This window comes from Gordonia sihwensis NBRC 108236, from assembly GCF_000333035.1.
Taxonomy (GTDB): Bacteria; Actinomycetota; Actinomycetes; order Mycobacteriales; family Mycobacteriaceae; genus Gordonia; species Gordonia sihwensis.
Genome location: NZ_BANU01000016.1, coordinates 140,305 through 153,442, shown reverse-complemented (window position 1 = coordinate 153,442; position 13,138 = coordinate 140,305). Strand labels below are relative to the sequence as shown.

The 13,138-nt window shown below is 67.6% G+C and carries 13 protein-coding genes and 1 tRNA gene; 10 read left to right on the top strand and 4 right to left on the bottom strand.

Features of this window, described 5'->3' with window-relative positions; genetic code table 11:
* Positions 1-127 precede the first annotated feature (127 nt).
* A tRNA-Leu gene (locus GSI01S_RS11935) sits at positions 128-210 on the bottom strand.
* A 261-nt stretch (positions 211-471) separates the two neighbouring features.
* Here GSI01S_RS11935 and GSI01S_RS11930 point away from each other — a divergent pair.
* The 7 genes from GSI01S_RS11930 to pknB all read left to right on the top strand — a co-directional run bounded on the left by GSI01S_RS11930 (position 472) and on the right by pknB (position 9,953).
* A complete protein-coding gene (locus GSI01S_RS11930; RefSeq protein WP_006896816.1) occupies positions 472-1,722 on the top strand; it encodes an FHA domain-containing protein in 1,251 nt (416 codons plus the stop codon).
* A 111-nt stretch (positions 1,723-1,833) separates the two neighbouring features.
* The gene (locus GSI01S_RS11925; protein WP_006896815.1) at positions 1,834-2,298 is read left to right on the top strand and encodes an FHA domain-containing protein FhaB/FipA; all 465 of its coding nucleotides are present in this window, start codon (positions 1,834-1,836) and stop codon (positions 2,296-2,298) included.
* Complete coding sequence (locus GSI01S_RS11920; RefSeq protein ID WP_006896814.1) at positions 2,295-3,770, top strand: PP2C family protein-serine/threonine phosphatase; 1,476 nt, start codon at positions 2,295-2,297, stop codon at positions 3,768-3,770. The genes GSI01S_RS11925 and GSI01S_RS11920 overlap by 4 nt, the downstream gene beginning before the upstream one ends.
* The gene (locus tag GSI01S_RS11915; RefSeq protein ID WP_006896813.1) at positions 3,767-5,194 is read left to right on the top strand and encodes an FtsW/RodA/SpoVE family cell cycle protein; all 1,428 of its coding nucleotides are present in this window, start codon (positions 3,767-3,769) and stop codon (positions 5,192-5,194) included. Before GSI01S_RS11920 ends, GSI01S_RS11915 begins: the two co-directional genes overlap by 4 nt.
* Positions 5,191-6,693 carry a peptidoglycan D,D-transpeptidase FtsI family protein gene (locus GSI01S_RS11910; RefSeq protein ID WP_006896812.1) on the top strand — a complete coding sequence of 501 codons (1,503 nt, stop codon included), beginning with the start codon at positions 5,191-5,193 and terminating at the stop codon, positions 6,691-6,693. The genes GSI01S_RS11915 and GSI01S_RS11910 overlap by 4 nt, the downstream gene beginning before the upstream one ends.
* Positions 6,690-8,030 (top strand): protein kinase domain-containing protein, encoded by a 1,341-nt coding sequence (locus tag GSI01S_RS11905; RefSeq protein ID WP_006896811.1) that lies wholly within the window; start codon positions 6,690-6,692, stop codon positions 8,028-8,030. The genes GSI01S_RS11910 and GSI01S_RS11905 overlap by 4 nt, the downstream gene beginning before the upstream one ends.
* A 6-nt stretch (positions 8,031-8,036) precedes the next feature.
* Positions 8,037-9,953: a Stk1 family PASTA domain-containing Ser/Thr kinase gene (gene pknB / locus GSI01S_RS11900; protein ID WP_006896810.1), complete on the top strand. Its 1,917-nt coding sequence runs from the start codon at positions 8,037-8,039 to the stop codon at positions 9,951-9,953.
* Positions 9,954-9,965: 12 nt separating this feature from the next.
* Here pknB and GSI01S_RS11895 read toward each other — a convergent pair whose 3' ends face one another.
* Entirely contained in the window at positions 9,966-10,616 is a 651-nt protein-coding gene (locus GSI01S_RS11895; RefSeq protein ID WP_006896809.1) for an aminodeoxychorismate/anthranilate synthase component II, read from the bottom strand.
* Positions 10,617-10,671: 55 nt separating this feature from the next.
* Between GSI01S_RS11895 and crgA the strand changes: the two genes are divergently transcribed.
* Complete coding sequence (crgA, locus tag GSI01S_RS11890; RefSeq protein ID WP_006896808.1) at positions 10,672-10,950, top strand: cell division protein CrgA; 279 nt, start codon at positions 10,672-10,674, stop codon at positions 10,948-10,950.
* Positions 10,951-11,058: 108 nt separating this feature from the next.
* Positions 11,059-11,487, top strand: a complete 429-nt coding sequence (locus GSI01S_RS11885; protein WP_101841501.1) for a PH domain-containing protein — start codon at positions 11,059-11,061, stop codon at positions 11,485-11,487.
* Positions 11,488-11,499: 12 nt separating this feature from the next.
* Here the strand turns inward: GSI01S_RS11885 and GSI01S_RS11880 are convergent, their stop codons facing one another.
* Both GSI01S_RS11880 and GSI01S_RS11875 read right to left on the bottom strand, forming a co-directional pair.
* On the bottom strand, positions 11,500-12,246 hold the full coding sequence (locus tag GSI01S_RS11880) for a rhomboid family intramembrane serine protease (protein ID WP_006896806.1): 747 nt from the start codon (positions 12,244-12,246) through the stop codon (positions 11,500-11,502).
* Between the two features lie 125 nt (positions 12,247-12,371).
* Complete coding sequence (locus GSI01S_RS11875) at positions 12,372-12,902, bottom strand: peptidylprolyl isomerase (protein ID WP_006896805.1); 531 nt, start codon at positions 12,900-12,902, stop codon at positions 12,372-12,374.
* A 68-nt stretch (positions 12,903-12,970) separates the two neighbouring features.
* Here GSI01S_RS11875 and GSI01S_RS20315 point away from each other — a divergent pair, with 68 nt between their 5' ends.
* Positions 12,971-13,120, top strand: coding sequence for a hypothetical protein (locus GSI01S_RS20315; RefSeq protein WP_169317717.1), 150 nt, complete (start codon positions 12,971-12,973; stop codon positions 13,118-13,120).
* Positions 13,121-13,138: the final 18 nt, after the last annotated feature.

Genomic DNA, 13,138 nt, shown 5'->3' with positions numbered 1-13,138 from the left:
CCACCCGACGCCACGCCCGAACCGTACACACATTCTGGCCTTTAACCCACCCTTTAACCCTGAACCCCCCGGAAAAGCAATGAGTCGCGACATCGTGTGTAAACGATGTCGCGACTCATCACAACTGTGGGCGAAGGGGGACTTGAACCCCCACGTCCCGAAGGACACTGGCACCTGAAGCCAGCGCGTCTGCCATTCCGCCACTCGCCCGTGGCTGGTCGATCGAACGACCGGCGTCCGTGTGGACTTGAAAAAGATAGCACGCACACCCGGCCAAATGAAAAACCACGCCTTCACAGAGGTGATGACCTGCGACGACGCACCTTGGGGCCCGCCTGCCCCACCTGTTACTCCTGTGACGCCCGGTACAGGAGTCATTCACGAGTCTCCGTCATGTCTTTCCGGCCGGTAACATGTTGAGACAAGGTATGCACGTCGACACGCCAACCGAGGGAAAGGGCACGAGATCTCGTGGGTTTCTTTGACCGGATCGAGCGCAAGCTCGAGTCCGCCGTGGACGGCGGGTTCGCCCGGGTCTTCGGCGGCAAGGTCGCACCGCAGGAGATCGAGCACGCCCTGCAGCGGGAGGCCGAGACCTCGGCCGAAGACCTGGGCGACGGCGCGACCTTGGTGGCCAACAGCTACGTGGTGACGCTGAGCGACTCGGATCTTGATCACGTCGCAACCGAGTACGAACTGAACCGGAAGATCTTCTCGCGCCATTTGGAGGACTTCATCCGGGACAATGGGTGGCAGACTTACGGGTCTGTCGTCGTAGAGTTCGAACAAGCGCCGTCGTTGCACACCGGTCAGTTCCACACTCGTGGCGTCGTCGACCCCGACGTCGCGCCACGACCACTGGCACAGCGCCGTGCGCCGGCGGAGCAGCAGCCGACATACCGACCTGAAAGTCTCGACCGAGGAGCCCGAGCCATGACAAATCCCCCCGGAAACGACCAGGGCGGCCAGAACTACGGCTACGCCCCGCAGGGCGATCCGAACTACCCGCAGTACGACTACAACCAGCAGGGCGGGTATCCGCAGCAGGGTCAGGAACCGCAGCAGCCGTACGGCCAGCAGCCGCAGTACGATCAGGGCGGCTACGACCAGCAGGCATACGGACAGCAACAGGCGCAGCAGTACCCGCAGCAGCCGGCCGATCAGGGCTACGGCCAGCAGTACGACTACAACCAGCAGCCCGGCTACGCCCAGCAGCCCCCGTACGACCAGCAGGGTTACGACCAGGGCCAGCAGGGTTACGGCCAGCAGCCGCAGTACGACCAGGGCGGCTACGACCAGCAGTACGCGCAGCCGGGCTACGGCCAGCCGCAGTACGGACAGCCCGCGTACGACCAGCAGTACGCTCCGCAGCAGCCGCCCTACGAGCAGCAGGGGTACGCTCCGGCCGCCTACGGTCAGCCGGCCGGCTACGCGCCGTCGGCCATCACCCTCGTGCTGGAGGACGGCAGCAACCGCACCTTCTCCCTGCGGCAGGGCTCCAATGTGGTCGGCCGCGGTCAGGACGCGCAGTTCCGCCTGCCCGACACCGGCGTCTCGCGCCGCCATGTCGAGATCCGCTGGGACGGTCAGACCGCCATGCTGACCGACCTCAACTCGACCAACGGAACCACCGTCAACGACCTGCAGGTCAGCAGCTGGGAGCTCGCCGACGGCGACCGCATCCGGCTCGGCCACTCGGACATCACCGTCCGGTTCCAGTAGTAGTTTCCGCATAAGATGCTCATCGGGTGACTGCACGGTCACCCGACCGTTGAATGCATCCGGGGGTACGAGGAACCGGATACCCGTCTGTGAGGGAGGTGATGGGAGTAGATGCAGGGCATCCTGCTGCAGGTGATCCGATTCGGATTCCTCATCCTGCTCTGGCTTTTCGTGTACGCCATCATCCGGGCGATGCGCGCCGATCTGGCCGCGGCCGGTGGCGCACGGATGCCGTTGACCTCCGGACGAGCCGAGCGCAAGCAGCGGGCCGCGCGATCCCGCGGTACCGCGCGCTATCTGGTGGTGACGGCGGGCGCTCTCGCCAACACCCGCATCACCCTCGGCACGCAACCGGTCCTGATCGGGCGGGCCGACGATTCCACGCTGGTTCTCACCGACGATTACGCCTCAGAGCGTCATGCGCGCATCTCTCCGCGCGGTGACGACTGGTATGTCGAAGACCTCGGTTCGACGAACGGCACGTACCTCGACCGTGCCAAGGTGACCACCGCCGTCCGCGCTCCGATCAACACACCGATCCGGGTCGGCAAGACCGTGATTGAGTTACGCCCGTGACCCTAGTGCTGCGCTACATCGCGCGGAGCGACCGCGGCCTGGTCCGCTCGAACAACGAAGACTCCGTCTACGCCGGCGCGCGACTCCTCGCGCTGGCCGACGGCATGGGCGGTCACGCGGCGGGCGAGGTCGCCAGCCAACTGGTGATCCAGGCGCTGCGACCGCTCGACAACGACGAGCCCGGCGGCGATCTCCTGTCAGCACTCGAACGCGCCACCGCCGACGGCAACGCGGCCATCGCCGAGCAAGTCGCCAAGCAACCCGAACTCGACGGCATGGGCACCACGCTCACCGCCATCCTCTTCGCCGGCAGCCGGATCGGCCTGTGCCATGTCGGCGACTCCCGCGGCTACCTGTACCGCGACGGCCAGCTGAGCCAGATCACGCGTGACGACACCTTCGTCCAGAGTCTGGTCGACGAGGGCCGGATCACCCCCGAACAGGCTCACAGCCACCCGCAGCGCTCCCTGATCATGCGCGCCCTGACGGGGCAGGCCGTGGAACCGACGCTCATCATGCGCGAAGCCCGGGCCGGCGACCGCTACCTGCTCTGCAGCGACGGGCTGTCGGACGTCGTCAGCGAAGAGACGCTGGCCGATACCCTCGGTTCCATCGAGGACCACAAGGCCTGCGCCGACCGGCTGATCGAGCTGGCACTGCGCAGCGGCGGTCCGGACAACGTGACCGTCGTGGTAGCCGACGTCGTCGACGACGAGTACGGCGACTCGACGCCGATCGTCGGCGGCGCCGCGGGCGAGGACGATTCCGCGGGATACGTCCCCAATCCGGCCACGGCGGCCGGTCGCGCGGCCGCCCTCCGCCCGCCCGCACCCGCACCGGCGCGCCCGACCATCACCGCCACCGAACCCGAGCCCGCCAAGAAGGCGAGCTGGCGCTGGCCGGTCCTCATCATCGCGGTCCTCGCGATCATCGGACTTCTGGTGACCGCGTTCTTCGTGGTGCGGTCGAAGGCGATGGCGAGCACCTTCGTCACCGCGGTCGACGGCAACGTCGAGATCTACTCCGGAACCCCCGACAACCTGCTGTTCTTCACAGTGCGGGCGCCGAAGGAGCGGGTCTGCGTCGACGACCTGACCGCCGACTCGCCGACCGTCCGGTTCCAGCCGTCCGACTCGACCGCGTCGTGCACGCCGATGAAGGTCGACGACCTCACCGGTATCGGCCGCAGCGCCGTGACCTCCAACAGCATCAAGAACAACTCACTCGAGAGCACCCGGGACCGCGTCCGCGGACTCGAGTTCCTGCCCAAGTGCGCACCGCCCGAGCCGCCGGCGACTCCCAAGCCCGAAGCACCCAAGCCGGGCGAGCCGCGGTCGGAGACGCCCAGGCCCGAGACGTCGAAGCCGGAGGCCCCGAAACCCAGCGGTGCGCCGAAGTCCGGTGAGACCTCGTCTGCGCCCATTCCTACGGTCGGTGCGGACGGCCACAACACCTGCAGGAGCGACGGATGACGTCGGCTCCACCTGTCCACGCACCTCCCGCTCCGCGGCCCAAGAGCGCGGGACGGCGCACCGAGCTGGTGCTGCTCTCGTTCGCGGTCTTCGTGGTCTTCGCGGCGCTGTTGACGGTTCAGGCCGCGCAGGACCAGACCCTCAGCTGGGATCTGGTCAAGTACGTCGCGGCCTTCATCGCGCTCTTCGGCGTCGCGCACCTGGCGATCCGCCGGTTCGCTCCCTACGCCGATCCGCTGCTGCTGCCGTGCGTGGCCCTGCTCAACGGCCTCGGCCTGGTGATGATCCACCGTCTGGACCTGGGATCGTCACGGCACGACGAAGTCGTCAAGGCCGACGAGGTGACCCACAACGCCGACCAGCAGTTGCTGTGGGCGGTCCTCGGCATCGTCGCGTTCTGCGTCACCCTGATGGTGGTGCGCGACCATCGGACGCTGTCGCGCTACGCGTACACCCTGGGTGTCAGCGGGCTGATCTTCCTCGCCATCCCGGCGATCCTGCCCGCGTCGATGGCCGAGGTCAACGGCTCGCGGAACTGGATCATCCTCCCCGGATTCAGCATCCAGCCGGGTGAGTTCTCGAAGATCCTCATCATCATCTTCAGCGCGGCGTTCCTGGTGTCCCGGCGCGACCTGTTCACCACTGCGGGCAAGCAGTTCGCCGGCATCGACTTCCCCCGCCTGCGCGACCTCGGTCCGCTGCTGGCGGCGTGGGTGATCGCGATCGGCGTCCTCGCGCTCGAGAACGACCTCGGCACGCCGTTGCTGATCTTCGCGACGGTGCTGACGATGCTGTACATCGCCACCTCGCGGGTGAGCTGGCTGATGCTGGGCGTCACGCTGTTCGCCCTCGGCGCCACGGTGGCCTACCAGCTGTTCGAGCACCTCCGGATCCGCGTATCCATCTGGCAGGACCCGTTCGCGCAGTATGACACGTACGGATATCAGATCGCGCAGAGCCTGTTCGGCTTCGCGACGGGCGGCATGTTCGGCACCGGACTCGGTTCCGGGCGTCCCAACATCGTGCCGTTCGCCAACACCGACTTCATCCTGACCTCGTTCGGCGAGGAACTCGGACTGGTCGGCGTGGCGGCGATCCTGATGCTCTACCTGATCGTCACGATCCGCGGACTCCGCGCGGCAGTCGCCGTCCGCGACAGCTTCGGCAAGTTGCTCGCCGCCGGCCTGAGCTTCACGATCGTCTTCCAGGTCTTCGTCGTCCTGGGCGGCGTCTCCAAGCTGATCCCGCTCACCGGTCTGACGACGCCGTTCCTGGCCTACGGCGGCTCGTCGCTGCTGGCGAACTACATCCTCCTGGCACTGCTGATCCGGGTCTCGAACGCCTCGCGCGAGCCCGACGTTCCGAAGCCGCGCCCGAGCCGTCCGGTCGACGCGATGGCCACCCGGGCGGTGCGTCGCCAGTGAACCGTCCCATTCAGAAGGTCGCCATCGCCTGCATCGTCATGATCGTGGCCCTGCTCGCCAACGTGACCTACGTGCAGGTCTTCAAGGCCGACAAGCTCCGCACCGACACGCGCAACTCACGTGTCCTGCTCGACGAGTACGCGCGTCAGCGCGGCGTGATCGTGGCCGCGGACGGCACAGTGCTCGCGGAATCGGTCCCCACCGACAACCGCTTCAAGTACCTGCGCCAGTACCCGAACGATCCGACGACGTTCGCCCCGGTCACCGGCTACTTCTCGTTCGTGTACCGGGCCGACCGCGGCATCGAGTACGCCGAGGACTCGATCCTCAACGGCAACGACGACCGCCTCTTCACCCAGCGGTTCATGGACATGTTCTCCGGCCGCGATCCGCGCGGCGGCAACGTCGTGACGACCATCGACCCGAAGCTGCAGCGAGTGGCCTACCGCGAACTCACCGACGCCGGCTGCGAGGGGCCGTGCCGCGGCGCGGTGGTCGCGCTCGAACCGAGCACCGGCAAGATCCTCGCGCTCGCGTCCACTCCCAGCTACGACCCGAACGCGCTGGCCACCCAGGACTTCAGCAAGGCCGAGAAGGCGTGGGAGAAGTTCAACGCGGAGGGGAACGACGATCCGCTGACCAATCGTGCGATCAACGCGCTGTATCCGCCGGGTTCGACCTTCAAAGTGGTCACCACTGCGACCGCGCTCAAGGCCGGGGTGTCGCCGGACGCACGGCTGACGTCGTCGTCGGTCATCACGCTTCCCGACAGCACCGCGACCCTCTCGAACGACAGCGGCAGCACGTGTCCCGGCGCCTCGAACGGCACGGTGACCCTGACGCAGGCCTTCGAGTACTCGTGCAACACCGCCTTCGCCCAGCTGATGACCGAGAAGGTGCCGGGTGACGCGTCGGAGGAGTTCACCGCCACGGCCAAGCAGTTCGGCGTCGGCGAGGATCCCCCGGGGATTCCGATGGACGTCGCGAAGTCGACCGTCGGCGACATCGGCGACGATCGGGCCGCGCTGGCGCAGTCGGCGATCGGACAGCGCGATGTGCGGCTGACCGTCCTGGAGAACGCGGAGATCGCCGCGACCGTCGCCAACGGCGGCGTCCGCATGCGCCCGTATCTCGTCGACAAGCTGCAGACCGCCGACCTGCGGACCATCTCCACCACGGCGCCGTCGGCGTTCAACCGGCCGCTGACGGCCGAGGAGGCCGATCAGATCACCGACATGATGGTGAAGTCGGAGCAGCACACGTCCGGCGCCCAGGCGGGCATCGCGTCCAAGACGGGCACCGCAGAGCATTCGGACACGGCCGGCGGAGGTGAGACGCCGTACGCCTGGTACATCGCGTTCTCGCCGAGTTCGAACGCACGGATCGCGGTCGCGGTCATCATTGAAAACGGCAATAGGGGACAGAATTCGTACGGCGGCCTCGCAGCGGCCCCGATCGGACGCGCTGTCATCAACGCATACGCGGGAGGTGCTCGATGAGCCTGCAGAACGGCACCATCATCGCCGACCGGTACCGACTGGTCCGGTTGATCGCCACTGGTGGCATGGGCCAGGTCTGGGAAGCCCTGGACACACGTCTCGGCCGCCGGGTGGCGGTCAAGGTGCTCAAGGCCGAGTACTCCAACGATTCGGAGTTCCTCGGCCGGTTCCGCACCGAAGCGCAGACCACCGCGCGGCTCAACGATCCGGGCATCGCCAACGTCTTCGACTACGGCGAGACCCCCGATCGCAACGGCGGCGACCCGCTGGCCTACCTGGTGATGGAACTCGTCGACGGTGAGCCGCTGAACTCGGTGATCGCCCGGATGGGCCACCTCTCGCTGCCGCACACCCTCGACATGCTGGAGCAGACCGGCCGCGCACTGCAGGCCGCGCACACGGCGGGTCTCGTGCACCGCGACGTGAAGCCGGGCAACATCCTCATCACGCCCACCGGTCAGGTCAAGATCACCGACTTCGGCATCGCCAAGGCGGTCGACGCCGCGCCCGTCACCCAGACGGGCATGGTGATGGGCACCGCCCAGTACATCTCTCCGGAGCAGGCCACCGGGGGCGAGGCGACCGCCGCATCGGACGTGTACTCGCTCGGCGTAGTGGGATACGAGGCGCTCACCGGCCGCAGGCCCTTCCTGGGCGACGGTGCCATCACCGTCGCGATGAAGCACATTCAGGAGCCTCCGCCGCCGCTGCCGCAGACCCTGCCGGCACCGGTGCGTGAACTCATCGAGATCACGCTGTCGAAGGACCCCGCGCAGCGGTATGCGACCGGCGGCGAGTTCGCCGACGCCGTCGCCGCGGTCCGCGCGGGCAACCGTCCGCCGATTCCCCGGAGCGCTCTCGGCGCCGCCGGAGTCGCCGCCGCTGCCGCGGCACCGCGCCCGTCGACCCGTGCGATGACTTCGCCCGGCCAGCAGCAGCCGCCGCAGACCGGCGTCTCGACGGCCGCCACGCCGGTCGACGACGGCGGATGGAGCACCACGCACAAGGTGCTCACGGCGGTGGCCGCACTGCTGCTGCTCGCAGCCATCGCGCTCGTCGCCTACTGGCTCACCACCAGCCCTCGCACGCCCACCGCACCGACGCCCTCGTCTTCGCACGTCACCACCACGGTGACCGAGCGGGAGACCACGACCGACGAGACCACAACCCGGACTCGTGAGACGACGTCGGACACGCCCACGACCACCACCACCGAGGAGCCCACCACCACCGAGGAGCCGACGACGACCTCCGAGGAGCCGACGACGGAGGAGCCGACGACGCGGCCGTTGTTCCCCCCGATCACGATTCCGGGCCTGCCCGGCGGCGGGGGGTGAGCGATCATGATCGATCCGCACTATCTCTCTGACCGCTACGAGCTGGGTGAGACACTCGGTTTCGGCGGTATGTCCGAGGTGCAGTTCGCGCGCGACCTGCTGCTGCACCGTGACGTGGCCATCAAGGTCCTGCGTGCCGATCTCGCCCGGGACCCCACGTTCTATCTGCGGTTCCGCCGCGAAGCGCAGAACGCCGCGAAGCTGAACCACCCGAGCATCGTGCAGGTCTTCGACACCGGCGAAGCGGAGACCGACGAGGGCCCGCTGCCGTTCATCGTCATGGAGTACGTGGAGGGTGAGACTCTGCGGGATCTGCTGCGCTCGTCGGGACACATCGCGCAGAAGCAGGCGATGACCTGGATGGCCGACGTGGCCGCGGCCATGGACTTCTCGCACCGGAACAACATCGTCCACCGCGACATGAAGCCGGCCAACGTGATGATCGACCGCACGGGCGCGGTGAAAGTGATGGACTTCGGCATCGCCCGCGCCATGGACGATACGTCGGCGACCATGACGCAGACGTCCGCGGTGATGGGGACGGCGCAGTACCTCTCGCCCGAGCAGGCGCGCGGCATCAAGGTCGATCCCCGCAGCGACATCTACTCGATGGGCTGCGTGCTGTTCGAACTCGTCACCGGAGAACCGCCGTTCACCGGTGACTCCCCGATCGCCGTCGCCCACCAGCACGTGCACGAGGATCCGCGGCGCCCGTCGTCGATCCGGCCGGAGATCACCCCCGAACTCGATTCGGTGATCATGAAGGCGATGAGCAAGAACCCGGCCAACCGGTACCAGACCGCGGCCGATTTCCGCGCCGACCTCATCAAGGTCCTCGCCGGCGGCAAACCGTCCGCGCCGATGCTGCTGACCGACGAGGAGCAGACCGCCCTCATCGAGTCGCCGCGCCTCGCGGTGCGCAACGAGACCCTGCCCAGCCGTCGCGGAACCGGAGACGACGGCGATGAGGAGGAGACCGGAGGACGCGGCGGTCTGCTGCGGCGCGGGCGCGTGCAGGTGGCGATCGCTATCGCTGCGATCGTCGTGCTCCTGATCAGTCTGTTCGCGTGGTCGCCGTGGAAGACCACGGCGCCGCTCATCGCCGTTCCGAAAGTCGCCGGCCTGGCCGCCGACGCCGCACAGGCGAACCTGGAGCAGGCCGGCTTCACGGTGAAGCGGACCGAGGAGGCCAGCACCGACATCGCGGCGGGCCTGGCCACCCGGACGGCGCCCGGCGACGACGTCCCGACCCCCAAGGGCTCCGAGGTGACGCTGTACATCTCGTCCGGGCCCCAGCGACAGCCCATCCCCGATCTGCGCGGCAAATCCGCCGACGAGGCCACCGAAGCTCTCAAGGTGCTCGGATTCACCGAGGTGAAGACGCAGAACTCCGAATCCACGGTCGCGCTCAAGGACAAGGTGGTCCGGACCAATCCGCGCACGGGCATTCCCGCGGCGGTGAACGCACCGGTGATCCTGTACATCGGTACCGGCCCCAAGGAGGTCACCCTTCCGGACCTGCGCGGCCAGACTTCCGGCCAGGCCCAGAACGTGCTCGACCAGCTCCAACTGGAGATGAAGACCGTGCAGGTCGATTCCGAGCTTCCGGCGGGACAGGTGGTCAGCACCTCGCCCAACCCCGGAGCGACGGTGGAGGTCGGCAGCGTGATCCAGGTTCAGGTCTCGCGCGGCAACATGTTCGTGATGCCGGATCTGCGCGGCAAGAGTCTCGAGGACGCCCAGCGGGCGCTCGAGGACGCGGGCTGGGAGCCGAACACTCTCAGCTCCAGCGAGCGCGGCGTCGGTCTCGCCAGCAAGGACGACGGCAAGGTCATCTCGCAGAGCCCGGCCGCGGGCAGCAAGCTGCGCAAGAACGCGACGGTGTCGGTGGTCATCGGCCGGGCGAGCCTGCTCCCCGGCTGACCGGGACGCCGGCTACTCGGCGCCGGCCAGCGCCTTCGCCATCTGATCTTCGAGTTCGGCGACCCTGCCCTCGGGAACTGTGAGGCCGCAGATCCGGAGCCAGTTCGCCAGCATCCGGTGACCGCCCTGCGTCAGCACGCTCTCCGGGTGGAACTGCACTCCGTGGATCGGCAGCTCCCGGTGCCGCATCGCCATGACGATGCCGGTCTCGGTGCGGCCGGTCACCTCCAGTTCGTCCGGGATCGTCTCCGGTGCCACCGTCAGCGAGTGGTACCGGGTCGCGACGAAGGGCTGCGGCAGTCCCTCCAGCACACCCACGCCGTCGTGCAAGACGAGCGAGGTCTTGCCGTGAAGGAGTTCGGGTGCCCGGGTGACGGTGGCGCCGAACGCCTCCCCGATCGCCTGGTGGCCGAGGCAGACGCCCAGGATCGGGGTGCCCGCGGCAGCCGCGACCGGAATGATCGGCTCGGTGGCACCCGCACGGTCGGGGGTTCCGGGCCCGGGGCTCAGCAGGATTCCGTCGAATTCGCCGACCACCTTCTGCAGGTCGGCCAGCTGCTCGTCGTCGTTGCGCCACACGACGGCATCCACACCCAGCTGACCCAGATACTGGACCAGGTTGTAGACGAAGCTGTCGTAGTTGTCGATGACGAGGATGCGCACGTCGTCCAGATTAACGGGTTCCCCACCTGGGCTTCGACTCAGTTACCGTAGACATATGCCTAAGTCAAAAGTCCGGAAGAAGACCGACTACACCATCAACACCGCGAGCCGCACTCCGGTGAAGGTGAAGGCGGGACCGTCCGGCCTCTGGTACCAGATCGTCATGTTCGGCCTGATGCTCATCGGTCTGGTCTGGTTGATGGTGTACTACCTCGGCGCGTCGACGGCGAAGTACTCGGCGCTCGACTGGATGACCTCGCTCGGCCCGTGGAACATGCTGATCGGATTCGGCTTCATGGTCGTCGGCCTGTTGATGACCATGGGTTGGCGCTGACCGCTGCCGAAACGACGAAGTCCCAGGTCGCGACTGCCGCTGCCGAAATGACACACATGTTATTCATCCCCACTGTGGATAGATCCTGTGGATAACAACGACTTGGCTGTGCATGAACAGTGGGCGACGCCGCTTCCCGCCGCCCTCGCACTCGTGGGAGCGGGCATCGCGCTGGGCGCCGCGGCGGCCGCGTCTTACGCCGAACCGCCCGCGATGGTCTTCATCGGGCTGGCCGCGGTGGCGTTGATCGTCTCCGGCGCGGTCTCCCTGCTCCGCAGACCGCGGCTGGTCCTGCTCGACGGTCCGGAGTTGGAAGTGCGAACGCTCCGGGGAACCGTCCGCCTCGGATCAGGCGATATCGCCGCGGTGTCGGTGCTGACCACGCGGCGGATCGTGGGACGCAGCCGCCAACTGGTGATCGACCTGCCGGACGACCGCCTGCTGGTGTTCGGCCGGTGGGATCTCGGCGAGGAGCCGGCAGCCGTGGCCGAGAAGCTGCGCGCCGCGGGCCTGCCGGTGAAGGACTCGACGAACTGAGAACCGAAGCGCTCAGCCGATGGCTGCGGCGAACCCGGTTCCGATCGCCAGCGCGATCACGAGAAGCGCCACGAGACCGATCCACCCGACGCGCGTGACCTGCTGATACGTCCGCTTCTCGGGCGGCAGTACCTTGACCGGGAGCCAGATGATCGCGGCCGCGCTCGCAGCTCCGAAGACGAAACCGCCGAAGTGCGCCCAGATCGAGATACCCGGAATGCTGAGCGAGAGCACCACGTTCAGCACTATCACCGTGATCAGCGTGGTCGCGGGCAGTTTGAGCCGGATGACCACGATCAGCAGCGCACCCAGAAGTCCGTAGATCGCACCCGACGCGCCGGCGGTCGCAGCGAGCTCGGGACCCAGCGCCACCACCGCCGCACTGCCGCCGAAGAGGCCGATCAGGTAGACCGCGAGATAGCGGGCCGGACCGAGGACGCGTTCGAGATCGGCGCCGATCAGGTACAGCGAGATCATGTTCATCGCCACATGCAGGATCGACCAGTGCAGAAAGCCGGAAGTCAGCAGTCGCCAGTACTCGTTCTCGAGACCGAGTCCGGTGACCAGGGCGCCCTGCTGCATGATGCTCGACTTCAGGAGCAGGTTCGACGTCCCGCCCGCCTGCAGCACCACAGCGATGAAGGCCGCCAGATTCACCGCGATGAGACCGTACGTGACGACCGGTCTGCGTGCGGCGGCCGAGTCGTCGACGACGGGAGCGTCGGTCCGTACACGGGCGGTGGCGTTGGCCTCGTTCACACAGTCGACGCAGTGCTGCCCGACGGAGGCGGGCCGGAGGCAGTCCGGACAGGCCGACCGCCCGCAGCGTGTGCAGGACAGCGCTGTCGGGCGGTCGGGGTGCCGGTAACAGGTCTGGGTCAAGTTCAGCTGAGCTCGACGCTCTCGATCACGACGGCGTCGACCGGACGGTCCATGCGGTCGGTCGCGGTGGTCGCGATCGCGTCGACGACGGCCTGCGACGCCGGGTCCTTGACCTCGCCGAAGATGGTGTGGCGACGGTTCAGGTGCGGGGTCGGGCCGACGGTGATGAAGAACTGCGAGCCGTTGGTGCCGGGTCCCGCGTTGGCCATCGCGAGCAGGTACGGGCGGTCGAACTGGAGCTCCGGGTGGAACTCGTCCTTGAACTGGTAGCCCGGGCCGCCGCGGCCGGTGCCGGTCGGGTCGCCGCCCTGGATCATGAAGCCGTCGATCACGCGGTGGAAGACGGCCCCGTCGTAGAACGGCCCGCTGGTGCCGCCCTTCGCGTTCTGGGTGGAGTACTCCTTGGAGCCGTCGGCCAGCCCGACGAAGTTCTCGACGGTCACGGGCGCGTGGTTGGGGAAGAGTTCGATGACGATGTCGCCGCGATTGGTGTGCAGGGTCGCGGTCTTGTTCTGCTCACTCACACGCTCCATGAAACCACGTCGGCGCCGACCGTGACCGGCAGTGGCGTGCACCGGGTGCCTCCTGGCACGCTGGACGGATGCCGAACAAACTCCTGGTCGCCCTCGCATCCACGCTGCTTCTCCTGCTGACCGCCATCACCGTGGTGCTGCGTCGGTCGCGGACCGCGCATCCGCCCGTCGCCGCCGCGGTACCGCGTATCGAAGACGTGCGCGGGAGCGGTGACTGACCGCCGACAGGTAATTTG

Excerpts from the sequence above, each read along its gene's own strand:
- GSI01S_RS11925 (WP_006896815.1), top strand. The coding sequence starts at position 1,834 with ATGCAGGGCATCCTGCTGCAGGTGATCCGATTCGGATTCCTCATCCTG.
- GSI01S_RS11915 (WP_006896813.1), top strand. The coding sequence starts at position 3,767 with ATGACGTCGGCTCCACCTGTCCACGCACCTCCCGCTCCGCGGCCCAAG.
- GSI01S_RS11905 (WP_006896811.1), top strand. The coding sequence starts at position 6,690 with ATGAGCCTGCAGAACGGCACCATCATCGCCGACCGGTACCGACTGGTC.
- pknB (WP_006896810.1), top strand. The coding sequence starts at position 8,037 with ATGATCGATCCGCACTATCTCTCTGACCGCTACGAGCTGGGTGAGACA.
- crgA (WP_006896808.1), top strand. The coding sequence starts at position 10,672 with ATGCCTAAGTCAAAAGTCCGGAAGAAGACCGACTACACCATCAACACC.
- GSI01S_RS11875 (WP_006896805.1), bottom strand. The coding sequence starts at position 12,902 with ATGGAGCGTGTGAGTGAGCAGAACAAGACCGCGACCCTGCACACCAAT.
- GSI01S_RS20315 (WP_169317717.1), top strand. The coding sequence starts at position 12,971 with ATGCCGAACAAACTCCTGGTCGCCCTCGCATCCACGCTGCTTCTCCTG.